Origin of the sequence: Paenibacillus sp. 2TAB26, from assembly GCF_052115145.1 — a bacterium.
Classification (GTDB): Bacteria; Bacillota; Bacilli; order Paenibacillales; family Paenibacillaceae; genus Pristimantibacillus.
In genome coordinates this window covers 26,531-50,375 of record NZ_JBFRGC010000024.1, presented here as the reverse complement: position 1 = coordinate 50,375, position 23,845 = coordinate 26,531, and the positions used below count along the sequence as shown (strand labels likewise).

The following is a 23,845-nucleotide window of genomic DNA, read 5'->3' as shown; positions in this document are numbered from 1 at the left end:
TCTAAGTTCAATCTAAGTTCTAAACACCAGAATAGGAATGCAAACCTGCAATGACGAGGTTAACCCCAACAAGCGTAAATAGTACAACCACGAAGCCGATTACAGCGAGCCATGCAGAAGGTTTTCCCTGCCAGCCGCGCGATAAACGGAAATGCAAATACGCACTGTAGTACAACCAAGTGATTAAAGCCCAAACCTCTTTCGGGTCCCAGCCCCAGAAACGGCCCCAAGCAATATTGGCCCATATCATCGCGAATATTAATGCACCGAGTGTAAAGATCGGAAATCCAATTGCGATGGATCTGTAGCTGATTTCATCCAAATCTTCTGGATCTACGCCATCCATAACAGGATGAATGACCGCTCCGAGCGGCTTTCTGAATACTAAGCGCAGCAAGCCATAAAGCAAGGAGCCTGAAATAATCGTCCATATAACGGTATTAAACTTGCGTCCTGAATTTGCGCCTTCCATCCAAGATGGTGCTTCGAATAATGGCTTGCTCATGCCGAGGAATGATTCATATTCGACCACCTGGCTGTTATAAGGTTTAACAATTGGCGGCAGTGTATAATTTACTGTCTCCGAAGTCGTCGACTCTATTCCTTTGGCATCAATAGTAGATGTTTCTTGAATAAATTTCGCTTCATAGCCCATTCCGCGGAACGCGAATACAGCGACGATAAAACCTACAATTAGAATAATCGTATATAAAGAGAACTCGACCCAGAACTGCGATCTTTTTGCTTCTTTTGTTTTGCTTTTGAAATCAACCACTCTTAGCAAATACATGAGGCCGGCAGCAAAACCAACGGCAAAAAATGCTTCGCCGAGAGCGGCTGTCGTTACATGTACTTTTAGCCAGTAGTTGTTTAGAGCCGGTATTAGCGGCTGTACCTCTTGCGGAAACACAGAGGCATAAGCAACAATAATTACAGTTAGCGGCAATGAGAACATGCCCAGCAGCGGTTTTCTGTAAATACTGAAGACGATCGTAAATGCAATCATGATTGCCATTCCAAGGAAAGTCATGAATTCATACATATTGCTCGTTGGAATTTGGCCGCTTCCAGCCCATCTTGTAAAGAAGAAGGTCAAATGCGATGCAAGACCAAGACTCGAAGTAATGAATGCAATTCGTCCCCAACGCTTCTCATGCTGCAAAGGATCACGATTGCTCCATTTCTTACCCGCAATGGCAATGACATAAAACATAAATGCGAAGCAATACAGGAAAAATGCGACAATAAATGCGTCGCTGCTAAAATCGACTAAGCTCACGCGTTGTTCCCTCCGTTATCTAGCGACTTCGGATCTACGGTTATCCCTATTTTTTTAAGGGCTCCCGCTACATCTGAGCGCATACCGTACCAGTTTTTATTCGTATGAGCGCCCAATGAAAGCTCTCCATTGTCCACTCGCAGCCAAATTCGGCGGTGCTGCCAATAGGACCCCATCAGCAAGCCGAGCATGGAGAACACTGCACCTACCCAAACATATGGCAGCGCCTTATCCATCCTTACGTTCAAGTAAGTGGATGCTTCAGAGAAATCTACATTTTCCATGCCATCCACTCGAATTTCTATCTTATCCGCGATACCGTGATTAATGGCATCCTGCGAAAATTTAACTTTATCCTTTTGCATTGGGAAGTACATATACGGCTCGCCTTTTGGATCAAGTCCTGGACCTTTAACCGTGTATACGAACGCCGGAGCAATCGGATCACGTGACAAAGTCGTTGGCTCGCCATTGTCGCCAATTGCAAATTCCATGTAATTCGCATATAAATCAAGGGTGTATGGCCCAAGCTTATGCTGCAGCGCTGAATCCTTCATTGGAAGATCGAACGGACCGTATTTCTCTCCCGTCGCTTTATCTATGAGAATAGGATGCACAGCGTTCAAGCGAGGCGTTGTATCATAATCAAATTGATACAGCTTTAATCCTTTGTACTTAAGCGGCTCGTTGACGATAATATTATGCCGCTCTACTTCTTTAAGCTCTGGTTTCTTTGTTTGATCACTGCAGTTGCTAACGCATTCATAAAGAACCGCTTTTGTCTCAAAAAGCTTAGCACGGCTTATTCCTTTAAGCTTGTCCGGCAATTCTTCATCTTTATAATACTCTACAGTAAACTTTTCGTTTTTAACATAATAATTCGTATTCGCTATTTGGACCGTATCCCCATCAGGGACCATTATGTAGCTATCCATTTGCCAGCTCGGAATGCTTCTTGCCAATATGGCTAATAGAAACAAGATAAGGCCGATGTGATTGATGTAGGGTCCCCAGCGGCTAAAACGATTTTTCTCCGCAAGCAGCGCAGAACCATCTCGATGAATGCGATAACCTTTGCGCTTCAGCTGCATGCCGAAATTTTCAACCCATTTTTCCTCATCGCCTTCAATCTGATATTTAAATACCGTCTTCTGACGATGAATAAACTGCAGATGCTTGCGAATTTGCTGCTTGCTGAGCGCCCGATAAAGCGGAAGCACACGATCCAAGCTGCAAATAACGAGTGAGGTGCCAATCATCACAAGCAAGCCAATGAACCACCAGGATTCGTACGTATGCGATAATCCTAGCAAATAATACATTTTGCCAAGAAATCCATAAGTTTCTTCATAATAAACGGATGGATCTAAATTATTTATGAATGTGTTTTCCTGTGGATAAATTGTTCCAAGCATCGCAGTCAAAAAGGTAATAACGATCAAATAAATCGCAATTTTGACTGACGAGAAAAAATTCCATATTTTATCGATATAATTGGGATTGCTTTTTTGCGATCGACGAGCAACACCATCGTAACGCATTTCTAACGGCAAATCGGAAAACGTATCGTTTACAAGCGGTTTGCCGCAGCTTTCACATAGTACGGTGCCTATCGAATTTTGATGACCGCACTCACATTTTGTGTTTTCAACCACTAACACAATAATACCTCCTACAGCTGAAGAAGCCGTTCAATCCGTTCATCAATTTCCTCTTCCGTCATGCCTCCTACTTTTATTTCCATAATCGTCCCATTTGGATTAATGAAAAAAGTAGTAGGGTATGACTTTAGACCATAGCTGCGTTCTGTTTTGCGATTTACATCGCGCAGAATCGGATAGTTCAAATCAAAACGACGGACAAAATTGTTCACGGTCAATGTGTCCTCGCTTAAATTTATAGCTAAAATCACAAGGCCTTGATCCTTCCATTTCGCGTACTGTCGTTCAAACTCCGGCATTTCCTTCACGCACGGTGGACAGAATGTGCCCCAGAAATTAATGACGACAGCTTTCCCCTCATAATCAGACAGTTGTTTAAGATTGCCCTCTAGATCAACAAGCTCAAATGCAGGCGGCTTCCCGCCTTCCTTTAAAGGACCTTTGTCATCCGCGTCAAATAAGGTAGATCCAATTGCGTACCCACCTATGATCAAGACGGCAATCAAAATGACAATTTGTACCGTCTTGCGCGATTTTCCCATAATTGTTTTTCACCACCAGCTTCTTTCTATGCAGCCACGAATATTACCATTATAACGAAAAGTCGACGGCAATTACTGCCGCCGTCGATTACTTTTTATGAACTTTATGTGTCTTGCTTTGCGCTATCGCAAGCAATTCTTTAATTTCCTGAGGCGTGAGATGACGATACTTTCCTCTGCCTAGGTTTTCAAGTCCAACCTCGCCAAAACGAATTCTTTTCAGCCTAATCACCTTATGTCCAATAGCTTCAAACATCCGGCGAACCTGACGGTTCCGGCCTTCAAAAATCGTAATTGTAATCGTTGCTTCATTTCCGTCCGTATCTACATCATGATATTCCACTTCTGCAGGCGCGGTCATGCCATCCTCTAGCTTAATCCCTTTTTGCAACTGCTCCAATGCCGTTCCATGAGGAACGCCTTTAACGGTCGCACGGTATGTTTTGGGAACATGATGACTTGGATGTGTTAACAAATTAGCGAATTCGCCATCATTCGTTAGGATAAGAAGTCCTTCCGTATCATAATCCAATCGACCGACCGGATATACTCGCTCTTTAATACCTGGCAAGAAATCAGAAACCACTTTGCGGCCTTGTGGATCTTTGGCGCTAGTTATGACTCCCTTGGATTTGTTAAGCATGAGATAGAGCTTCTTCTCGCTCCGAATCGGCTTGCCGTTAACCGTAATTGCATCAACCGCTGGATCAGCCTTAACGCCTAGCGTCGTAACCTTCTCACCATTAACCTCAACCATTCCTGCCAAAATCATTTCTTCACATTTGCGACGGGATGCAATTCCCGCTGCTGCTAATATTTTCTGTAAACGTTCCAATGCTTTCACCTCAATCTCCATCATAACGATATGAAGGAGAAAGTACAAGCTTCACTAGCCGAATATGTATAAGCAAATGAAAATTGCTGCGAAAAAACCTACTATATCGGAAAATAAACCAACTTTTAAGGCATAACGTGACTTTCTTATTCCAATCGCTCCAAAATATACAGTAAGCACATACAGGGTTGTATCCGTGCTGCCTTGAATCGTGGAAGCAATTCTGCCGATCATAGAATCCGGGCCAAAGTTCTGAATAAGGTCAGTCGTGAAGGCTAACGAGCCTGCGCCAGTCAAAGGCCGCAAAATCCCGAGCGGCAGCACCTCGCTTGGGATACCGACCCAATCAAAGAGCGGTCGGACTGTAGAAAGCAGCAATTCCAAGGCTCCAGATGAGCGAAACATACTGATAGCAACCATCATGCCAACCAAATGAGGAATGATATTAATCGCTGTTCCGAAGCCATCCTTGGCCCCTTCAACAAACGTTTCATAGACAGGTACTTTGCGTCTTAAAGCTGCATAGAGCGGAATAAATACGATAATGGCTGGAATCATCCAAGCGGATAAGCTTGTAAAAATATTATACAATTGCCTCACCTCCGGAAGCTGGTGAAGCCGACTTCTTATTCTCTGATCTAGGTGGCGAAGGAGCTATTGGCGGCGGTGGTGATTTTCTTCGATACCAGCGGTCGGCAAGTATTGCAGCCGTAGTAGCAACAAATGTCGCTGCCAGCGTTGTACCGATAATTTCAGCAGGGTTAGCTGAACCATAATTCATTCGAATGGCAATAAGCGTGGTGGGAATGATCGTAATGCTGGATGTATTTAGTGCAAGCAGCGTGCACATCGCTGGAGTTGCTGTAGCAGGATCAGGATTAAGCTTCTGAAGCTCCTGCATCGCTTTTATTCCCATTGGCGTGGCTGCATTTCCTAACCCAAAGAGATTAGCGCTTAAATTACTCATTATATACCCGAGAGCTGGGTGATTGGGAGGAACGTCAGGAAAAAGCTTGCGCACCACAGGCCCGAGCATTCGAGCAAGTGTACGCAGCAGCCCTGCATCCTCCGCTATTCGCATCATGCCAAGCCAAAACACCATGATACTAATTAATCCGAAGCTCACGGTGACACCCGACTTGGCTCCCTCGAAAGCTGCTTGCGTTACCGCATCCATCTTACCCGTTATCGCAGCTACTACAACGCTCGCTACGATGAAAAACAACCAAATCCAGTTAACCATTTAGGTCGCCTCCCCCTCTACGCACCTATACTGTTTTGCAAGCAATCAGCGTCTCCCGCGCAGATTGCATGCTAATGCTCAAATAATGCATCTAATACTTTAATAATAGAGCCAAATATCGGCCCGCGCTGATCAAGCTTGTTTGCTTTTTGAAAATCAGCCAGCGATTGTAATGATTTTTGCGATGTCATTGAAAGTTGAAGTCTGCTGCTGTTTGGATCATACACAGGAACAACACCAATTTGCTGCTCGTTTAGATACCATTCCAGAAATCCGCGCTCTCCTAATAAATATCGTGTTGTTCCAGCTTCAAGCAGCACAAGACGTGATTGAATATTTCCCGTTTCCTGCTCTTCCAGCGGGTATTTAAAAGATTGTCCAACAGCATAAGGGTAACCAGAAACTTGCTGCCCTTTAACTGCTATCTCTTGAAGCGGATAATGACCAAAACCCCAATCGAGCATTTTCCGGTGATCTGCCCAATCATCGCTGTCATTTATCGTCACAGCAGCAAGCTGTTGACCATTCCTAGTGGCGGAGCTAACTAAGCAGCGCAATGATTTTTTGGTATACCCCGTTTTTACACCGTCAGCACCCTCATACATCGTTAGCATTTTATTTTTGTTCGTATAGCTGTACTCCCATTTCTCATGCGGATTAGGCACTTTTTTTACGCGCGTGCTTACGATTTCTGCAAATACGTCATTTTTCAAAGCATATGCTGTCAGCTTGGCCAAATCATTAGCTGAGGAATAATGCTCATCATCATCCAGCCCATGCGGATTTTTAAATTGCGTATGTTTCAAACCTAGAAAGGTCGCTTTCTCATTCATTAAATGAACAAAACCTTCCTCCGATCCACCAACATGCTCCGCGATTGCCGTTGCCGCATCGTTGCCGGACCTGAGCATCAGACCATACAACATATGATGCAAACTCATTTCTTCGCCAAGCTGAAGATAAATCGAAGAACCCTCTTTACCAACTGCTCGTTTGCTTGTCTTCACCATATCAGTCAGCTTCCCATGATCTATTGCAACAATAGCTGTCATGATTTTCGTTAAGCTTGCTATCCGCATCGGGGTATCGCCATCACTGCTATACAAAACTCTGCCTGACTCGACATCAATTAGAGCCGATGCTTTGGCATTCGTATACAGCTTGCTTGGATTTGCGCTAACTGGGGGCAATACGCTTGTCCCAACCAATAAAGCAGATAACATTCCAACTGCAACAAATCGTTGCAGTTTTTTGAAATTCATATTCATACTTGCCCCTCCCGCAGCGATAGTAGATAAAGCTTGTGTGTGCGTATTTCAGTATATGCCTGTACATGTGGCTCTAGACGAAAAGTAGCTAACAAAAATGAAAAACTGCCCTCTCGGGCAGTTATGTCATCAGTTGTGTTCGTTTGCTTCGACACGTTCACTGATCACAGTTGGAGACGTATCCGTGTATACACCTGTACTCGAAGGCTGCTTCATCATCGATTGCAGCTTATCAAATACATGCGGAGCTGAGTCGATTACCCGCTCAAGCAGATGTGTTTGATTATCGAGCGGAACAATTTTTACGCCATGTGTTCCTACGACCAAGAAAGCAATTGGCGTAATCGACACGCCGCCACCGCTACCGCCGCCGAATGGAAGCGAAACGGAAGCATGCTGTGCATCAGATTGAGAGCCGTTCTTATGATCGGCATCATCTAATCGAATGTCACTGCCTCCTGCTACAAACCCAAAGCCTACTTTGGAGATCGGCATAATAATACTGCCATCCGGCGTTTGGACAGGGTCGCCTACAATAGTATTGACGTCAACCATCTCTTTAATATTTTCCATTGCGGTTTGCATTAAGCCTTGAATAGGATGTTCTGCCATACCTTGACGCCTCCTTTCAATTTCCTCATCCGAACTAAAAGCTGCAGTCCGGCAAGAATAGCATAACCGAAGCGGATTTGAGCTATGCATGACCATTCCGTTGTAAAAGCAGATCGTTGATAAATAGGCTGAACCATCATTTTCGGTTCTGTTTTGAGCTTAACCATTTGGGACAATACGCCAATGATTGATGTTTTTATGGACCAAACAAATCCAGTCGCCATAGCCGTCCACATTGCGTCACCGGTTCCTACTGATGTGGACCAGTTCCATTCTAAAAGACGGACCTTCGTAAGAGATTTTCTAACCCATCCAGTTAAGTTTTTCGTCATTTGTAACAGATGTTTTGTTCTTTCCATTAGATGCACTATTTTTTCTGCGTCAACGTCCTCGTTATATTGTTTCCAAGTGTCAACGGCCACATTCTTTTTTGAAACCTGTTCCTTAAGTTGGATGGAGGTTCCTGTGAACTGAATAATCGGCACTTTAAAGCGGTATCTGAGGATTCCAAATAAGGCCTTTATATTCAACTCAAAATCATCGTTTTGATCAATTCTCCTCAGATGGCCTCTTAATTCGACCTGCGAAGTGAGGCAGACGACCAAAATGAGCAAAAAAAAGAGACCGACCGCCGTCATCCAACCGTAGGGGTAACCGAGCATCATGATGCTTCCTCCGTTTCCCTAATATGGGTTGAATATAGTATGACCCGGCGGCCAAATCTCATTCTTTTATTTCTTCAATTGTCATCTGCGTGCCATCTAATCTCTCAAATAGCAGCTGAGTTTGTTCCTCCAAGGCATCATCGATATCAACGCTGCCTGGTTCTGGCAATTCTTTTATGGACGGCAATCCAAAATAATCTAAAAATGATTTCGTTGTTCCGTACAAAATAGGTCTGCCAATCTGCTCGGCGCGGCCAACCTCTTCGATTAAATCCTTTGATACAAGCGATTGAATCGCTCTGTCGCTCTTTACGCCGCGAATTTCTTCAATCGATATTCTTGTTATCGGCTGGCGATAAGCGACGATGGACAGCGTTTCTAATGCAGCTTGTGACAGCTGCGATCTCGTAGGAGTGTATGCCATACGCTCAAAATAAGGCGCATGCTCCAAATGAGTCGTCAGCCGATAGGAGGCTGCCACCTCTGCGATTTGAATACCGCGCCCCTCGCGCTCCAAATCGCGCTGCAAATCATAAACCAAATCGGAAGCGAGCTCGGCATCCAGCTCCAAAATATCAGCTAGCTGCCGCTTCGTAAGGCCTTCATCACCTGCCATAAACAGCAGGCCCTCAATAATTGTCTTCAACTTCGGATAATCCAATTTGCGACGACTCTCCTCTCCAATGAATGACGATGTCGTCAAATAACTGATGCTGAAAACAACGAATATGTTTCATTTTCATTAATTCTAGAATGGCTAGAAAAGTAACCACGATTTCATGCCTGTCCATGTTCTCGCGAATAAGCCGTGAAAAACGAACCGTTTCGAATTGCTTGAGCACCTCGACAATGTCCCGTATTCGATCTTTAACGGAAATCTCGTCGCGATGAATGGTAGCAACGACATTACGCCTTGATGCGCGGCGCAGCGCCTTTTGAAAGGCAGTAATCAAATCCGACAAGTGAAGACCCTCTACCGGATTAACAATCTCTTCTTTCAAAAATGGCGTCATATCCTCAGGTTCCCTTGAATAGACAAGGCTGCGCTCGAATTCCTTCTCGCGCAGCTGCTCGGCTATTTGTTTGAATTTCCGGTATTCTACGAGCTTCTGGATGAGCTCATCGCGTGGATCCAATCCGTCATCCGGCCAATCCTCATAGTCTTCCTCAAATACAGGCGGCTTTGGAAGTAGCTGCTTGCTCTTTATCGCCAAAAGGGTTGCCGCCATAACTAAAAATTCACTCGTGACCTCAAGCTCGAGCTCTTTCATCGCATGAAGATAATCCATATATTGAATTGTAATCTCACTGATAGACACCTCATGGATATCGATCTCCGCCTTGTCGATCAAGTGAAGCAGCAGATCCAGCGGCCCCTCAAAAGAATCCAACTTATAAAGCACTGACACTTACATTTCCTCCCGCCTAGCCTTATCTTCGCTGCTTAGCCTTGCAATTGTTTGGTTAGGTTCGCCATTTCAATTGCGCTTGTAGCAGCCTCATAACCTTTGTTGCCTGCTTTTGTACCTGCACGCTCAATGGCCTGTTCAATCGAATCAACAGTCAATACACCAAAAATAGTCGGAATGCCTGTTTTCAAAGCGATTGCCGCAACACCCTTTGCTGCTTCGTTGCAAACAAAATCGAAATGCGGTGTTGAACCACGAATAACAGCGCCAAGCGTAATGACAGCATCATACTTTCCGCTTTCTGCCATTTTTTGCGCGATTAAAGGAATTTCAAACGCTCCCGGCACCCATGCTACCTCAACATCTGAATCCTGTGCGCCATGACGTTTGAAAGCATCAAGTGCGCCTCCAAGCAGCTTGCTTGAAATAAACTCGTTAAAACGTCCTACTACTACTCCATATTTTAAACCTTCTGATACTAAATGTCCCTCATAAATTCGTGTCATTTGTCATCTTCCTTCCATTATTTTAAATGATGTAGTCAATATCTTCAAAGCTAAGTAAATGACCAAGCTTAGATTTCTTTGTGCGGAGATAACTTTTATTATCTTCCTTTAACTCCATTTGTATAGGAATACGTTCTACAACCTCTAGTCCGTAGCCTTCAAGACCTTTAATTTTCCGAGGATTGTTCGTCATCAACCGCATTTGGCGAACGCCAAGATCCTTCAAAATTTGTGCGCCTATACCATAATCGCGCAAATCTGCCGGAAAGCCAAGCTTTAAATTAGCATCAACCGTATCAAAACCTTCTTCTTGCAGTGCATAGGCCTTCAATTTGTTAATCAGACCAATGCCTCTGCCCTCTTGGCGCATATAAAGCAGAACGCCGCTGCCTGCTTCTTCGATCTGTTTAAGCGCCGCTTCAAGCTGCGGTCCGCAGTCGCAACGATGCGAATGAAATACATCACCGGTTAAGCATTCAGAGTGAACCCGCACAAGCAAGGGACGTTCAGGATCGATGTCGCCTTTAACGAGTGCGATATGCTCTTTGTTATCCACTAAATTTGTATAAGCAATAGCGCGGAAGGTGCCAAAATCAGTTGGCAGCTTCACATCTACCGCTCGCTCAACAAGCTTTTCTTTCTCGTTGCGATATTGAATCAGCTCTTGAATCGTGATGAGCTTCAGATTGTGCTTTTCTTTAAAGACAAGCAAATCTGGCAAACGAGACATCGTGCCGTCTTCATTAATGATTTCACAAATCGCTGCTGCAGGCGCCGAACCGCACATGACCGCCAAATCTATAGCCGCCTCAGTATGTCCAGCACGGCGAAGTACGCCACCAGGTCTTGCAATCAAGGGGAAAATATGACCTGGCCTGCGGAAATCTGCTGCTTTCGTCGTTGGATCAATGAGCGCTTTAACCGTTTCTGAGCGTTCAAATGCGGAAATCCCAGTAGTTGTTCCAATATAATCAACGGAAACGGTAAATGCCGTTCCGTGATAATCGGTATTATGCGTAACCATTGGCGGAAGGTCAAGCTGGTCTGCTCGCTCTTGCGTAATCGGAACACACACAAGACCTCTAGCCTCTGTAATCATAAAATTAATGACCTCAGGCGTCATTGTATCAGCAAGTGCAATAAGGTCGCCCTCATTTTCCCGATCCTCGTCGTCAACGACAATAATCGGCTTGCCAAGCTTAAGATCAGCTAAAGCAGCTTCAACTGAATCAAATGGTTTTTTATCTGTTTGTTCCATATGGGTTTCCCTCCTTTGTGACAACCAAACCTTAATAAGGCTTCTACCTTGCCTTCAAAGGTTATTTTAAAGTTTAATTAAAGTTTAAAACCAGTTTAATACCAAACCTTAAAGGCTTTTCGAACCCACCCAAACCCTCCCTTCCAAGGGAGGGCCCCAAGGACTGCGTCCTCTGGACACCTACAACTGGACTAACGTAGGCATGACTCAGGTGGCTGTGTGCTAACCTTGGTTAAAGATCGCTTTCGTCCCTGCGGGACACGCTTACTGTTTGTGCAGCCTAGTTGTAAGTTCAATTAAATAAAAATACTGATTAAAGATCGCTTTCGTCCCTGCGTGACACGCTTGCTGTTTGAGCACTCGAGTTTTCAAGACAACCAGACCAGACACTACTGATACTTGACTAACTTATTTACAAAAAACCATTTTCCATTAGAAAAGATGTAGTGAGCTTGGCTTTGGCTGGCAAGGCTTCTGGCTGCTTAAAATGAAGCAGGTGATCGACGTACTTGCCAATGACATCACATTCGATATTTACGGTATCGCCTGCACGCTTATGCTGTAAGGCCGTTTCGCCTAATGTGTGTGGAATAATCGATACGGATAACGTATGTGATGATGTATTCACTACAGTAAGGCTTATACCATCAATCGTGATCGAGCCTTTTGGAATCACATAACGCAGCATGTCTGCGTCGTCGATATGGATTTTATAAACAACAGCATTAGCATCCGTTTCTCGTGAAGTTATTTTCCCGRTTCCATCAACATGCCCCTGTACGATATGACCGCCAAAACGTCCGCCAGCTTGCATCGCTCTCTCTAAATTCACTTGTTCGCCAGCACGAAGCTGATGAAGATTAGACTTGCGATAAGTCTCAGGCATCACGTCAGCTGCAAATGATGCACCGTCAAACGACGTTACCGTTAAACAAACGCCATTAACCGAGATGCTATCACCCAGCTTAACACCGTCAGTTACAAGGGATGCTCCGATGACCAGCCTCATCGCTTCGCCTTGCTTCGTGATTCCTTTCATCTTTCCCACTTCTTCCACTAATCCGGTAAACATGGGTTTCCTCCTCAAAGGTTCGCTAATGCAGCAAACCTACTTCAAAACAACATAAATCCTGCGATTATGCCAGAGATTTGTTCAACGCCTTATCCTTAATAAACTGGATATCCCGAGACGCAAATGTCCTCGCCGGCCATTTCTACGCTTACTCGATCTAGGGAAATAGCATCGGCCATTTTTTCGAATCCAGCGAAAGTAAATGTACCTGGTGCATCTAAGCCGCCGATAATCTTGGTCGCGTAATACAGCATGATTTTATCAATAAGACCTGCCTCTAACATTGCACCATTTAATTGACCGCCGCCTTCAAGCAAGATTGAGCCGATTTCAAGCTCCCCCAGCTTCTTCATCCCTTCACTGAGATCCACTTTTGCTCCCGTACCGCAAATGATGACCTCAATCCCTGCTGCTTCAAGCGCTTCTCGGTTTTCCGAGCTTGCTTGGCTGGAAGTTAAAACAATCGTTCTAATTGAGCGATCCGTTACAACTCTGGCATTAAGCGGCAGCCTTAGTGCTGAATCCACGATTATACATATCGGATCAATTGCAGGGACAGATGCTCTCGTATTGAGCAGCGGATCGTCCGCAAGTACTGTTCCGATGCCAACCATAATGGCTTCATGCTGATGACGCAGCGTATGAACCTGCTCGCGAGCAACTGCACCAGTCACCCATCGGCTATCGCCTGAATGGGAAGCAATTTTGCCATCAAGCGTACTCGCAGTTTTTAAAGTAACGAATGGGAGGCGGGTCGTAATGTACTTATTAAATTTTTCATTCATTTGCTGCGATCTTTGCTCGAATACGCCAACCGTAACGTCGATCCCTTCTTCACGAAGCCTTGCAATGCCTCGGCCTGACACTGCTGGATTAGGATCGCCGCTTGCGACTACAACCCTTGCAGCTTTCGCATCAATGATACGTTCACAGCATGGAGGTGTCTTTCCAAAATGACTGCATGGCTCTAACGTTACATAAACGGTTGCTCCTTCAGCCGCATCTCCCGCCATCTGAAGCGCATGCACTTCAGCATGACCGGTTCCTCGCTTTAGATGCGTGCCAATGCCGACAATCGCACCATCCTTTACGACGACGCAGCCTACAACAGGATTAATGCCGGTTTGACCCGAAGCTTTTGCAGCCATATCCAATGCTAATCCCATATAATATTCATCATTTAAAATGTCCATAAACAAAAAACACCCCCATCGGCATACGATCCGACAGGGGTGATGAAAGATAAAACGAGAACTACGACAAAACCGATCGATGTTGTCGGCTTTGAGAGCCGTCCCTATCTTACGTCGCAAAATTGCGAAATCGGTTTGTAAAGTACACTAAATAAACTAACCTAATATGTATGTGAAATAAAACACATACAAATAAGCAGTAAATTGTAGCTGTCGAAGCATCCCCTTCTCCCATCCAGACTGTACTGTCGGTCCCGGAGTTTCACCAGGTCCACCGTTCTAATCGTATTCTATCCAAATGATCTTGGATAAAATGCCGTTTAAACCGGGTCACGGACTGACGAGAGGCACAGAAATTCGGTTATCCGATATTCTGTGCCTTCCCGATCACCGCCGRTTAGGAATTTCACCTACCCCGAAGGATTGCTGCACTTACAATATTATAGTTAGTATCTTAACATTAAATCGTTTCGACTTCAACCTTTTCCATTTTGTCTCCGCCTTTGAAAGCATCAACAAACTCCATACCTTTTGAAACCTTGCCAAAAACAGTATGTCCGCCATCCAAATGCGGTTGTGGTGCATAACCGATATAGAATTGGCTGCCGCCTGTATTGCGACCAGCATGCGCCATTGCTAGAGAACCGCGCTCATGCTTATTAGGGTTGATTTCACAATCGATTTGGTATCCAGGACCGCCTGTACCTGTTCCGTTTGGACATCCGCCTTGAGCGACGAAACCTGGGATAACACGGTGGAAAGTAAGACCGTTGTAAAAACCTTCGTTAGCAAGCTTTTCAAAGTTTGCTACTGTGTTCGGCGCGTCTTGATCGAATAGATCGATAAGAACCTCTCCGCCGTTTGCTAGTGTGATTTTTGCTTGTTTAGCCATTGCTGCATCTACCTTTCTTTTATCCGAATAAGACTACGTTACCAATTTCGCTCTTATTTCGCAAGCGATGATTTTTGAAGTCTTGCCGGAATGACGTCATTGCAAACGATATTTTCAAGCGATTCACGCTTAACAGCAAGGTCTGCCTGACCATCTTTAACGAAAACGACAGCCGGACGACGAATGCGGTTATAGTTGCTCGCCATTGCATAATTATAAGCACCCGTACAGAAAACAGCAAGTAAGTCGCCATTTTTTGCTTTAGGCAATTCCAAATCCCAAATGAGCATGTCGCCACTCTCGCAGCATTTGCCCGCGATGGAAACCGTTTCTTCAGCAGCTTCATTCGCACGATTAGCGAGTACTGCTTCATATTTGGATTGGTATAGCGCTGGGCGAGGGTTGTCCGTCATACCACCGTCTACTGCAATGTATTTACGTACACCTGGAATATTTTTGCTTGTACCAACTGTATACAAAGTTGTTCCTGCATCGCCAACCATACTGCGGCCCGGCTCTACCCAAATCTCAGGCAATGGGAACTCGGCATCTGTAAACTTCGAAATGATAGCGCCAGTAATTGCCGCAACATATTCGCTGATTGGCAATGGTGTGTCGCCATCAACATAACGAATACCAAAGCCGCCGCCAAGATTGATTACTTTAAACGTTAGGTTAAGCTCATTACGAATCTCAACCGCGAAATCAGCAACCTTGTCCACAGCCATACGGAAGCCTTCAACTTCGAAAATTTGCGATCCAATATGGGAATGAACGCCCAAAACAATCAGGTTAGGCAAAGCAATTGCTTCTTGAATCGCTTGTTTCGCCGCGCCATTGCCAAGGTCGAAACCAAATTTTGAATCCGTTTGTCCAGTAGAAATATAGTCATGCGTATGTGCTTCAACGCCAGGCGTGATACGAAGTAGAATGTTTACTTTCTTGCCTTTATCGCCAGCAAGAGCATTCAGAAGCTGAAGCTCCATGAAATTGTCAACTACAAAGCAGCCGATACCAGCATCAAGCGCCATGTTGATTTCCTCAGGCGTTTTGTTGTTGCCGTGGAAATGGATACGTTCAGCAGGGAAGCCTGCTTGCATTGCTGTGTAAAGCTCACCGTCGGATACAACATCCAGCGACAGCCCTTCTTGCTCAGCAATCGCACACATTGCCATTACACTAAACGCTTTGCTTGCGTATGCGACTTGAAATCTAAGACCTGATGCTTTGAAGGCTTCTACATACTCGCTTGCGCGCTTACGAACAAGAGCCTCATCCACAATATATAGTGGCGTACCAAACTGTGCAGCCAAATCAGCTACATCACAGCCGCCAATTTCCAAATGTCCTTTTTCGTTAATATTACTAGTTCCATGCAGGTACATAATTTCCCCTCAGCTTTCTTCTATCTGCATGCAGATAGAACGGATAGAATTTGCATTAATAGGTTTAGTATAACGCAATCTACCCGGACTACGAAATGGATAAATCCACATTTCATTTGCATTTTATGAATCTACTCTGTATTTGGCATCTTATCGCTCTGCTGAGGCCGCAAAATATTTGGGCGCTGCCGGTTGTACAGGACTGGCTGACGGATGATAATGCTCCAAAGGGCGTGCATATCAAACGGTATAATCGGCCACATATACGGACGGTTGAATGAGCGCTCTTTGATCAGCATCAACAAAATTGCCGTCGTCGCAATGACGAAACCCGGCACACTGAAGGCGGCCACCGATATGATTAACACGAGCCTTACGATTCGATTCGCAAGTCCAAGCTCATAACTTGGTGTTGCGAACATCCCAATCGCTGAAATCGCCATATACAAAATAACTTCATTTACAAAGACGCCGGTCTTAACTGCAATATCACCAATGAGAATCGCAGCAACTAACGACATAGCCGTTGCGAGAGATGTTGGCGTATGAACAGAAGCCATACGCAGCAAATCCACGCCTATCTCAGCTAACAGAAATTGTACGACTAATGGCAGTTTGCCGGTCTTACTCGGACCAATAAACTCAAGAGCAACAGGCTTCATTTCCGGATGCATGACGAACAGCAGCCATAACGGCAGCATGAACAACGATGCCAAAATACCTATAAATCTCACCCATCGCAGATAGGTGCCAATAAATGGTGTTTGTCGATTTTCCTCTGCATGCTGCATTAGATCGGTATAAGTAGTCGGCAGCGTCATAACACTTGGCGAAGTATCAACGAATACAGCTACAGCACCCTCCAGCAGATGTGCTGCTACCGTATCGGGTCTCTCTGAATATCGAACAAGTGGGAAGGGATTCCAGCCCCTTTTTACAGTGGACTCCTCCAGTTGCTTGTCCGCAAGCGGCAAGCCGTCTATTTTAACCATAGCGATTTTGTCTTTGACGGACTTAAGCAGCTCCTTGTCCACAATATCGTCGATATAAGCAATACAAACGTCCGTTTGTGTCCGATCGCCCACCCGCACAATTTCATATCGAAGCTGGGGATCACGCAGCCGTCTGCGAACAAGTGAAATGTTGACCATCAACGTTTCTACGAAGCCATCTCTGCTGCCGCGTACAACCTTCTCAAGCGAAGGCTCCTCTGGTCCTCTTGCGGGGAAAGCCTTCGCATCAATCATGAGAACACTGGATTCACCATCAATAAACAATGCGGTTACACCGGATAACACGCACGTCAGCATGTTATTCCAATCGTCTTCCTTTATGACCTGCGCCGCAGGAACATATAAATCAAGGAAAGAATGAAAGGCATCCGCAGATAAATCCTCGGGTTGGAGATACGTTAATCGCTTGAGCACATCTGACAGTAGCGTATCCTTAACCAAACCGTTCAACGACAACATTGCTGTGCGCTTCTCGCCAAACGTCATCTCTCTCACAACAACGTCGAAGCTTACTTTATAACCAATCTCATTTTCCAATCTCATCAGAACTTCATCCAAATCGCTCGGAATCGGAGTTATGTCCTTATTGCCGTTCTTATTGGAAACAGCTGTGCTGACATTGTTTTTTTTATTTCCACTACCGAATGATGTTTTGTTTCGAGCAACTCCCGATTCCTCTTTCTGTTGATCCTCATTGACTTCTAGAAACGGAGGTCTTCCATTTTGTTCATTATCGTTGTCATGAAAATTTTCATTGTCATTCATGTTAGCTCACCCCATCCTTACTGTATCACCATTGAAATACTAACCAATCGAATAATGAGCCCAACGTTTTGCCTAGAACCATTGCCATGACGAGACTGACCATATAAGCAGATAAATTCATTCTTTTGGCCAAAATCGGGAGCACATTCATTACCTCAGTCAAGGCTGCTGCGAGCATCCCCACAAACATGCCATCAATCAGTCCTGTCGCACTTAAAAATAGACCCGAAGGCAGCGAAAGCTTCCAGCTCATAAAATCAGCAAAGGTCCAGTACAGCGAACCGGATATGACGGCGGTCTCAAACCACACTGACATCCGGTAAGCATTAGCAACTTGAGCGAGCCGCGGAATGAGATCAAGGACAATTAGCAATGCTACCAACCCACTGCCTACAGCAAGACCCCCTGCCAAGCCTAGCAGAGCAATAAAAATATTAGCAGCAGCACTAATCATGCTTGTCCCCCTGCGTTTGATCGTAATCCGATTTTTTACGCATTTCGTCGGCGATGACATAGGCATTTACATTTTCTTGATACATATAGAGCTCAACCTCAAGCGGGTTAGGCTCCTCATTGAATCGTTTACGGAATAAATGGTTGAAAAACAATACCATCCCAAGTCCAATGCCCAGAGAATAAGGGATTTGAAACCATAGCGGATGCTCCGTGCGCTTCCCCGTTATCAGCTCGACAATTCGGATATGAACCTCCTTCATACTGACATCCGTATGAAAATTCATAATCGCAAGGCCCGCTCCAAAGAACAGCAGCAGCCACGAAAAAATAAGCACTGCAATACGCGGTTTTACTGGCTTCTCCGCCACCATAACGAGCACTTGAGGGTCACCATAGGCTTCTACAGTTAAATCCGGCTCAAGCTCTCTTATCGCTTTGACGATTTGAAGCAAGTCTATAACGACGCGATTGCCATCCGCCTTCTTGTGCTCGTAAAGAACAAGCCCCTTCAAGCGGTTCTCAAGCAAGTCATCCTTTGCGAGCAGCCTCGCTGCTTGGCCTAAGGAAACGCGTTGATTCGGTTTCATGTATATCCGTTTTTTCAGACGCAGATAGAGGACCGAATGGTTTGGTTTTGCCATTTGTCAACTTCCCTTCTGCTGATACGTTGGTGTATGTTTCCCTTTTAGTATGATAAAAGGACGATTCGGATACTCATGCAAATTGAGGTAAAAAATAGAATAAAACCAAACCGCCTTAAAGGGCGATTTGGTCTCGGATGGACTGCAATATTTTTTTCTCAAGCCGTGATACCTGTACTTGTGATATACCAAGCCTGCTCGCTACTTCGGATTGCGTTTTGTCACGGTAATACCGCAAATATACAATCAATCGTTCACGCTCGCTTAGACCTTCGATGGCTTCCACAAGCGCAAGCTTGTCAAACCACCGATCCTGAGATTCATCGGCTATTTGATCCATCAGCGTGATAGGGTCCCCGTCATTTTCAAACACAGTTTCGTGTATCGAAGTTGGCGGCTTATTCGCTTCTTGAGCGAATACAACATCCTCTGGGGTAATGCCCAGCCGCTCCGCAACCTCGCTAATGGTGGGCAATCGACCTAACGTTTTGGAAAGCTCATCCTTCATTTTGCGCACCTTATTGGCGGTTTCCTTAAGGGATCTGCTAACTTTCAACGTACCATCATCGCGTAAAAATCGCTGAATTTCCCCAATGATCATGGGAACTGCATAAGTTGAAAACTTAACATCATAAGACAAATCAAATTTGTCTACTGATTTAAGCAATCCTATGCAGCCGATTTGGAACAAATCATCGGGCTCATAACCACGATTGATGAACCGCTGCACGACTGACCAAACTAGCCGAATATTACACTGTACGAGTGTATCTCTTGCAAGCGTATCGCCGGACTGACTTAACGCAATAAGCCGCTTCACTTCCGCGTCATCCAAGTATGGCTGGGCCGTCTGCTTTAGATTGACATCCATGAGGTTCAACCCCTATACGCTAATTGTAGAGCGCTTTTTTCGATTCAATTCGTTTAAGCATTGCTACGCGTGTGCCGCCGTCTACCTGACTTGAAACCTCAAAACGATCCATAAAGTTTTCCATAATCGTGAAGCCCATTCCAGAGCGCTCAAGCTCAGGCTTCGACGTATAAAGCGGTTGACGAGCAAGCTCCAAATCTTCAATTCCGCGACCGTTATCCGAAACCGTTAAGGAAACCGAATCTCCTTCAATTCTTGCCTCTATTTTGACCTGACAAGTAGGATCGTTCTCGTAGCCATGTATAATCGCATTCGTTACAGCCTCGGACACAGCCGTTTTCAAATCATTCAGCTCCTCGAGCGTCGGATCCAGCTGTGACACAAATGCCGCTACCGCGATTCGTGCAAAGGCTTCGTTTTCCGATCGGGCGCTGAAGGAAAGCGTCATTTCATTGGAACCGTTCATGACACCACCTCCAAACTAGAAATTGCGGTACGTTCGTTTTCATGAATCGTCAGAATTTTGAACAGACCCGACATTTCGAATAGGCGATGAACATTCGGATTCACATCGCAGACGACCATTTTTCCACCCTTGCTCTTCACCTGCTTGTATCGGCCCAATATGACGCCTAGACCGGAGCTGTCCATGAACTGCAGCTCCTTCAAGCTAAGAATGACATGCTCGCTGTTACCGCGAAGTAGAGCCTCTTCCATCTTAAAGCGTACGACATCGGCAGTATGATGATCCAACTCGCCCCGAAGCCTTACGATCAGCACATTGCGGTATTGCTCCAATTCTGCTTGCAGACTCATTATGCTGTTCATCTCCTCTAGGTTTTTTCAAACACAAGCAAACGTCTTTGGCGTCTTTCGGACGCTAAGACAGCTTTGACGGTGAACCATAAGGCAAGTATAAGAAAACGATATACTTGCTTATCTATTAAGAAAGAATAGGTCATACCTATACCTCTCCTAACCTTTCACCGTGAAACGTGGACTGATCTGCGGTGAGTCAGGTTCAGCCGTTTACACTTGCCGAGATAGAACTAGCAATTCTCCAAAATGCTTCACGATTCCTGCATGCCGACAAAACTAGAAGCATACCGCTAACAGCTGACAAAAAACGAGTCGCTTTCAGACATAAAGTTTATGTGTTTGTTACGAAAATAGACCAGAGAAGGAACGCTTCAACAATTTCCACCAGCCTGCCCGTTCAATAGACAAGGGAGCATCCACATCAAATTCTTTGAGCACTTGATCGCCTTGATAGACAACAAGCTTTCCAATCGGTTGACCGATTTGAACTGGCGCCTTGAGCGGACCCGCAATTTTCAGCTCATAACGGATATCTTTAGTTGGACTGCCCTTTTTAAGCAGAACGCTGTACGCATGCTTAGCGACAAGCGGAAGTTCTGCGGCAGTGCCCTTCTCGATTTTCAGCGTCCCCATCGATTCGCCTTCTTTAATAATCGAGTGATTCATATACTGCGCGAACGTGTAATCGAACATTTGCGAAACTTCAGCATTTCTGGTTTTCGTATCCGGCTCTCCCATTACAACAGCAATGACCCGCATGTCATCACGCCTAGCTGTAGCCGAGAGGCAATATTTGGCTTCACTTGTGAAGCCAGTCTTCAAACCATCAGCGCCACTATAAAAACGTACTAGCTTATTCGTATTTACGAGCCAGAAAGGCTTCGCGGACGTCTTCCTTAAGTAATCCTGATAAAGCCCTGTATATTTGGTTACTTCCGAATGCTTTAACAACTCCCGCGACATCACCGCAATATCATGCGCCGATGAGAAATGATTGGCTACAGGCAGGCCGTTTGGGTTAGAAAACTGTGTATCGTTCATGCCAAGCTGCTGGGCCCGTTCATTCATCATCGTTACGAATTGCTGCTCTGTACCCGCAAGCTTCTCAGCCATAGCGACGGATGCATCATTGCCTGATGCGAGCGCTATGCCCTTAATCATATCGTCTACGGTCATTTCTTCTCCCGGCTCAAGAAAGATTTGAGAGCCGCCCATAGAAGCTGCGTATTCGCTCGTTTGTACCTTGTCTGTAAGTTTAATCTTGCCGTCATCAAGTGCCTCCATAATAAGCAGCAGCGTCATTATTTTGGTGATACTTGCAGGCGGTAGCTTATCATGGCTATTTTTTTCGTAAATAACCGTCCCGCTATCCGCATCCATAAGGATGGCAGAACGAGCTGAAGGTGCTAAATTAGCGTTAGAGGCCTGACTTTGCGGCGCAGGGGTCGGACCGGGAGCTGGTGTTGGCTCCACAGCAGCAAAAGCGGCTGTCGGCAGCACAAGCGCGAATGCAAGAATGATTATACAGAGCTTCATAGTACGATTTACCAACTAAATCTCCTCCTGTTCAAGTTTTGTGAAGCAAAACTCGCTTCGTAAGCATTCACTTAGTTTTGTGAAGCAAAACTCGCTTCGTAAGCATTTGCTTAGTTTTGAGAAGCAAAACTTGCTTCGTAAGCATCCGCTTAGTTTTGTGAAGCAAAACTCGCTTCGTAAGCATTCACTTAGTTTTGAGATGCAAAACTTACTTCGTAAGTGTTCTAAGCTGCGCAATTCGCTTATATTTCTCTTTTTAGTGTTGACTCTTAAGTTGGAAATTATTCCATCAGCTAGAGTTAATTGAAACGCAAAAAAATCCGCCCCCAAATTGCGGAGCGGATTTCATAATAAAATATTTAATTATACCTAGTAATGCCTTCTGCTGTTATTACGGATAATAGCAATGGACGAGACAGCGGCTTCTCCGAAGATATCGTATATGCTTGCTTTACTCGCTCAGCAACTGCAAGTGTGGATTCATTTGATTCACGGACATGAAGCAGGGCAAGCGTATCACCAGCATTTACAGGATCTCCAAACTTCTTGCGAAGCGTGACTCCAACGGCGTAATCAATTGAAGCGTCGTATGTCGCCCTTCCTGCACCAAGCAGCATAGCGGCTATCCCCAGCTGTTCGGCTTCAATCGCGTTGACAAAACCAGAGTCCGAAGCTTTCACTTCTACAATGAAAGGCGCTTGCGGAAGCTTCGTTGGATCATCAACAATTGAAGCGTCCCCACCCTGTGCAGTAATAAATGCTTTGAACTTATCTAAAGCTGCTCCGCTTGCGATCTGATCACGCAGCAGCTGCTTCGCAGACTCCACAGAATCGGATTTCCCGCCTAAGATAACCATATGTGCCCCAAGCGTTAAACAAAGCTCTGTAAGATCCTCAGGGCCATTTCCTTTGAGCGTTTCAATTGATTCTTGTACTTCTAAAGCATTTCCGATCGCAAAGCCAAGCGGCTGATCCATATCACTTATAACAGCAGCCGTATTGCGTCCGACTTCTGTTCCGATATCTACCATCGCTTGCGCTAATTGCTCAGAATGCTCTAGCGTTTTCATAAATGCTCCACTGCCTGTTTTGACATCAAGCACGATGGCATTAGCGCCTGCAGCAATTTTTTTGCTCATTACTGAGCTTGCGATAAGTGGGATGGACTCTACTGTAGCGGTAACATCACGAAGAGCATATAGCTTCTTATCCGCTGGGGCAAGATTTCCGCTCTGCCCTATGACGGATAAACCAATATCGTTCACCTGTGTCATAAATTTCTCGCGTGAGAGCTCCGTACGAAAGCCTTCAATGGATTCCAGCTTATCAATCGTGCCGCCAGTGTGGCCTAAGCCTCGACCGGACATTTTGGCAACAGGAATGCCTACGGATGCGACTAATGGCGCAAGGATCAAAGTTGTTTTATCCCCCACGCCTCCTGTGCTATGTTTATCGACTTTAATTCCGCTAATAGGACCAAGATCGACCTGATCGCCTGAATTAGCCATTGCAAGCGTTAAAGCTGCTGTTTCTCTAGGCGTCATCCCTTGAAAAAAAACAGCCATCGCCCATGCTGACAGCTGATAATCCGGGATATCGCCACGAGAATAACCATCAATTAAAAAAGTTAACTCCGAAGCGGTCAGCTCGCCGCCATCTCTTTTCTTCTGTATAAGATCTACCGACCGCATTTGTCCCTCTCCATTCGCCATTACGTTGTTGATCCGTTATAAAGCGCGTCGTTCCCTCTGCACCTGGACAATAATTTCATCTAAAGTCTGGCTTAGTACAAGCACGTCCAAGTGCTGAAGGCTTTCGTTCAATAGAGCTGCTTCTATCATTTTTTTACGCAACTGCTCCATCTGCGTGAGAACTTGCTTGTCCATGTCATTGTCCACTCCATCTTTCTTTGATCATGGACATT

General features: G+C 45.2%; 26 protein-coding genes and 1 riboswitch. All 26 genes read right to left on the bottom strand.

Annotation, left to right across the window (positions count from 1 at the left end; genetic code table 11):
• Window positions 1-19: 19 nt before the first annotated feature.
• The gene (gene ccsA, locus AB4Z50_RS25485) at window positions 20-1,279 is read right to left on the bottom strand and encodes a cytochrome c biogenesis protein CcsA (protein WP_076271376.1); all 1,260 of its coding nucleotides are present in this window, start codon (window positions 1,277-1,279) and stop codon (window positions 20-22) included.
• A complete protein-coding gene (gene resB, locus AB4Z50_RS25480; protein WP_441883522.1) occupies window positions 1,276-2,934 on the bottom strand; it encodes a cytochrome c biogenesis protein ResB in 1,659 nt (552 codons plus the stop codon). Before resB ends, ccsA begins: the two co-directional genes overlap by 4 nt.
• A 17-nt stretch (window positions 2,935-2,951) precedes the next feature.
• Complete coding sequence (locus AB4Z50_RS25475) at window positions 2,952-3,482, bottom strand: redoxin domain-containing protein (protein WP_441883358.1); 531 nt, start codon at window positions 3,480-3,482, stop codon at window positions 2,952-2,954.
• An 88-nt stretch (window positions 3,483-3,570) separates the two neighbouring features.
• On the bottom strand, window positions 3,571-4,317 hold the full coding sequence (locus tag AB4Z50_RS25470; protein ID WP_054026970.1) for a pseudouridine synthase: 747 nt from the start codon (window positions 4,315-4,317) through the stop codon (window positions 3,571-3,573).
• A 54-nt stretch (window positions 4,318-4,371) separates the two neighbouring features.
• Window positions 4,372-4,875: a spore maturation protein gene (locus AB4Z50_RS25465; protein WP_179089938.1), complete on the bottom strand. Its 504-nt coding sequence runs from the start codon at window positions 4,873-4,875 to the stop codon at window positions 4,372-4,374.
• Between the two features lie 25 nt (window positions 4,876-4,900).
• Window positions 4,901-5,560, bottom strand: coding sequence for a nucleoside recognition domain-containing protein (locus AB4Z50_RS25460; protein WP_441883355.1), 660 nt, complete (start codon window positions 5,558-5,560; stop codon window positions 4,901-4,903).
• Window positions 5,561-5,631: 71 nt separating this feature from the next.
• Window positions 5,632-6,828 carry a D-alanyl-D-alanine carboxypeptidase family protein gene (locus AB4Z50_RS25455; RefSeq protein ID WP_441883353.1) on the bottom strand — a complete coding sequence of 399 codons (1,197 nt, stop codon included), beginning with the start codon at window positions 6,826-6,828 and terminating at the stop codon, window positions 5,632-5,634.
• A 129-nt stretch (window positions 6,829-6,957) separates the two neighbouring features.
• Window positions 6,958-7,440: a GerW family sporulation protein gene (ytfJ, locus tag AB4Z50_RS25450; protein ID WP_441883351.1), complete on the bottom strand. Its 483-nt coding sequence runs from the start codon at window positions 7,438-7,440 to the stop codon at window positions 6,958-6,960.
• Window positions 7,413-8,105, bottom strand: a complete 693-nt coding sequence (locus tag AB4Z50_RS25445; RefSeq protein WP_441883349.1) for a DUF2953 domain-containing protein — start codon at window positions 8,103-8,105, stop codon at window positions 7,413-7,415. Before AB4Z50_RS25445 ends, ytfJ begins: the two co-directional genes overlap by 28 nt.
• Window positions 8,106-8,163: 58 nt before the next feature.
• Window positions 8,164-8,766, bottom strand: a complete 603-nt coding sequence (scpB, locus tag AB4Z50_RS25440; protein ID WP_076271382.1) for an SMC-Scp complex subunit ScpB — start codon at window positions 8,764-8,766, stop codon at window positions 8,164-8,166.
• Window positions 8,735-9,514, bottom strand: coding sequence for a segregation and condensation protein A (locus AB4Z50_RS25435; protein WP_339203315.1), 780 nt, complete (start codon window positions 9,512-9,514; stop codon window positions 8,735-8,737). Before AB4Z50_RS25435 ends, scpB begins: the two co-directional genes overlap by 32 nt.
• Before the next feature lie 35 nt (window positions 9,515-9,549).
• Window positions 9,550-10,020 (bottom strand): 6,7-dimethyl-8-ribityllumazine synthase, encoded by a 471-nt coding sequence (gene ribH / locus AB4Z50_RS25430; RefSeq protein WP_053376708.1) that lies wholly within the window; start codon window positions 10,018-10,020, stop codon window positions 9,550-9,552.
• Window positions 10,021-10,042: 22 nt separating this feature from the next.
• Window positions 10,043-11,278, bottom strand: coding sequence for a bifunctional 3,4-dihydroxy-2-butanone-4-phosphate synthase/GTP cyclohydrolase II (locus tag AB4Z50_RS25425; protein ID WP_076271384.1), 1,236 nt, complete (start codon window positions 11,276-11,278; stop codon window positions 10,043-10,045).
• A gap of 412 nt (window positions 11,279-11,690) precedes the next feature.
• On the bottom strand, window positions 11,691-12,350 hold the full coding sequence (ribE, locus tag AB4Z50_RS25420) for a riboflavin synthase (RefSeq protein WP_441883345.1): 660 nt from the start codon (window positions 12,348-12,350) through the stop codon (window positions 11,691-11,693).
• Between the two features lie 95 nt (window positions 12,351-12,445).
• Window positions 12,446-13,543 (bottom strand): bifunctional diaminohydroxyphosphoribosylaminopyrimidine deaminase/5-amino-6-(5-phosphoribosylamino)uracil reductase RibD, encoded by a 1,098-nt coding sequence (ribD, locus tag AB4Z50_RS25415; RefSeq protein ID WP_441883343.1) that lies wholly within the window; start codon window positions 13,541-13,543, stop codon window positions 12,446-12,448.
• A gap of 219 nt (window positions 13,544-13,762) precedes the next feature.
• Window positions 13,763-13,970: riboswitch (FMN riboswitch) on the bottom strand.
• A gap of 33 nt (window positions 13,971-14,003) precedes the next feature.
• A complete protein-coding gene (locus AB4Z50_RS25410) occupies window positions 14,004-14,435 on the bottom strand; it encodes a peptidylprolyl isomerase (RefSeq protein WP_339203319.1) in 432 nt (143 codons plus the stop codon).
• Window positions 14,436-14,488: 53 nt separating this feature from the next.
• A complete protein-coding gene (lysA, locus tag AB4Z50_RS25405; protein WP_076271388.1) occupies window positions 14,489-15,820 on the bottom strand; it encodes a diaminopimelate decarboxylase in 1,332 nt (443 codons plus the stop codon).
• 131 nt (window positions 15,821-15,951) lie between these two features.
• Window positions 15,952-17,598 (bottom strand): spore germination protein, encoded by a 1,647-nt coding sequence (locus AB4Z50_RS25400; protein WP_441883340.1) that lies wholly within the window; start codon window positions 17,596-17,598, stop codon window positions 15,952-15,954.
• Window positions 17,599-17,623: 25 nt separating this feature from the next.
• Window positions 17,624-18,052: a stage V sporulation protein AB gene (locus AB4Z50_RS25395; protein ID WP_076271390.1), complete on the bottom strand. Its 429-nt coding sequence runs from the start codon at window positions 18,050-18,052 to the stop codon at window positions 17,624-17,626.
• Window positions 18,045-18,695, bottom strand: a complete 651-nt coding sequence (locus AB4Z50_RS25390; protein ID WP_441883338.1) for a stage V sporulation protein AA — start codon at window positions 18,693-18,695, stop codon at window positions 18,045-18,047. The genes AB4Z50_RS25395 and AB4Z50_RS25390 overlap by 8 nt, the downstream gene beginning before the upstream one ends.
• A 115-nt stretch (window positions 18,696-18,810) precedes the next feature.
• Window positions 18,811-19,566: an RNA polymerase sporulation sigma factor SigF gene (gene sigF, locus AB4Z50_RS25385; protein WP_054024324.1), complete on the bottom strand. Its 756-nt coding sequence runs from the start codon at window positions 19,564-19,566 to the stop codon at window positions 18,811-18,813.
• A 19-nt stretch (window positions 19,567-19,585) separates the two neighbouring features.
• Window positions 19,586-20,032 (bottom strand): anti-sigma F factor, encoded by a 447-nt coding sequence (gene spoIIAB, locus AB4Z50_RS25380; RefSeq protein ID WP_076271392.1) that lies wholly within the window; start codon window positions 20,030-20,032, stop codon window positions 19,586-19,588.
• Window positions 20,029-20,382, bottom strand: a complete 354-nt coding sequence (gene spoIIAA / locus AB4Z50_RS25375) for an anti-sigma F factor antagonist (RefSeq protein WP_076271393.1) — start codon at window positions 20,380-20,382, stop codon at window positions 20,029-20,031. The genes spoIIAB and spoIIAA overlap by 4 nt, the downstream gene beginning before the upstream one ends.
• Before the next feature lie 345 nt (window positions 20,383-20,727).
• Entirely contained in the window at window positions 20,728-21,921 is a 1,194-nt protein-coding gene (locus AB4Z50_RS25370; RefSeq protein ID WP_441883519.1) for a D-alanyl-D-alanine carboxypeptidase family protein, read from the bottom strand.
• Between the two features lie 359 nt (window positions 21,922-22,280).
• Window positions 22,281-23,612, bottom strand: coding sequence for a pyrimidine-nucleoside phosphorylase (locus tag AB4Z50_RS25365; protein WP_441883335.1), 1,332 nt, complete (start codon window positions 23,610-23,612; stop codon window positions 22,281-22,283).
• 36 nt (window positions 23,613-23,648) lie between these two features.
• Window positions 23,649-23,807, bottom strand: a complete 159-nt coding sequence (locus AB4Z50_RS25360) for an aspartyl-phosphate phosphatase Spo0E family protein (protein WP_083682665.1) — start codon at window positions 23,805-23,807, stop codon at window positions 23,649-23,651.
• Window positions 23,808-23,845 lie beyond the last annotated feature (38 nt).

Excerpts from the sequence above, each read along its gene's own strand:
- AB4Z50_RS25370 (WP_441883519.1), bottom strand. The coding sequence starts at position 21,921 with ATGAAGCTCTGTATAATCATTCTTGCATTCGCGCTTGTGCTGCCGACA.
- AB4Z50_RS25445 (WP_441883349.1), bottom strand. The coding sequence starts at position 8,105 with ATGATGCTCGGTTACCCCTACGGTTGGATGACGGCGGTCGGTCTCTTT.
- AB4Z50_RS25465 (WP_179089938.1), bottom strand. The coding sequence starts at position 4,875 with ATGATTCCAGCCATTATCGTATTTATTCCGCTCTATGCAGCTTTAAGA.
- AB4Z50_RS25410 (WP_339203319.1), bottom strand. The coding sequence starts at position 14,435 with ATGGCTAAACAAGCAAAAATCACACTAGCAAACGGCGGAGAGGTTCTT.
- AB4Z50_RS25400 (WP_441883340.1), bottom strand. The coding sequence starts at position 17,598 with ATGAATGACAATGAAAATTTTCATGACAACGATAATGAACAAAATGGA.
- AB4Z50_RS25455 (WP_441883353.1), bottom strand. The coding sequence starts at position 6,828 with ATGAATATGAATTTCAAAAAACTGCAACGATTTGTTGCAGTTGGAATG.
- AB4Z50_RS25395 (WP_076271390.1), bottom strand. The coding sequence starts at position 18,052 with ATGATTAGTGCTGCTGCTAATATTTTTATTGCTCTGCTAGGCTTGGCA.
- spoIIAB (WP_076271392.1), bottom strand. The coding sequence starts at position 20,032 with ATGAACGGTTCCAATGAAATGACGCTTTCCTTCAGCGCCCGATCGGAA.
- sigF (WP_054024324.1), bottom strand. The coding sequence starts at position 19,566 with ATGGATGTCAATCTAAAGCAGACGGCCCAGCCATACTTGGATGACGCG.
- spoIIAA (WP_076271393.1), bottom strand. The coding sequence starts at position 20,382 with ATGAGTCTGCAAGCAGAATTGGAGCAATACCGCAATGTGCTGATCGTA.
- AB4Z50_RS25365 (WP_441883335.1), bottom strand. The coding sequence starts at position 23,612 with ATGCGGTCGGTAGATCTTATACAGAAGAAAAGAGATGGCGGCGAGCTG.
- ytfJ (WP_441883351.1), bottom strand. The coding sequence starts at position 7,440 with ATGGCAGAACATCCTATTCAAGGCTTAATGCAAACCGCAATGGAAAAT.
- ribD (WP_441883343.1), bottom strand. The coding sequence starts at position 13,543 with ATGGACATTTTAAATGATGAATATTATATGGGATTAGCATTGGATATG.
- ribH (WP_053376708.1), bottom strand. The coding sequence starts at position 10,020 with ATGACACGAATTTATGAGGGACATTTAGTATCAGAAGGTTTAAAATAT.
- AB4Z50_RS25475 (WP_441883358.1), bottom strand. The coding sequence starts at position 3,482 with ATGGGAAAATCGCGCAAGACGGTACAAATTGTCATTTTGATTGCCGTC.
- AB4Z50_RS25460 (WP_441883355.1), bottom strand. The coding sequence starts at position 5,560 with ATGGTTAACTGGATTTGGTTGTTTTTCATCGTAGCGAGCGTTGTAGTA.
- AB4Z50_RS25360 (WP_083682665.1), bottom strand. The coding sequence starts at position 23,807 with ATGGACAAGCAAGTTCTCACGCAGATGGAGCAGTTGCGTAAAAAAATG.
- AB4Z50_RS25390 (WP_441883338.1), bottom strand. The coding sequence starts at position 18,695 with ATGGCAAAACCAAACCATTCGGTCCTCTATCTGCGTCTGAAAAAACGG.
- lysA (WP_076271388.1), bottom strand. The coding sequence starts at position 15,820 with ATGTACCTGCATGGAACTAGTAATATTAACGAAAAAGGACATTTGGAA.
- AB4Z50_RS25425 (WP_076271384.1), bottom strand. The coding sequence starts at position 11,278 with ATGGAACAAACAGATAAAAAACCATTTGATTCAGTTGAAGCTGCTTTA.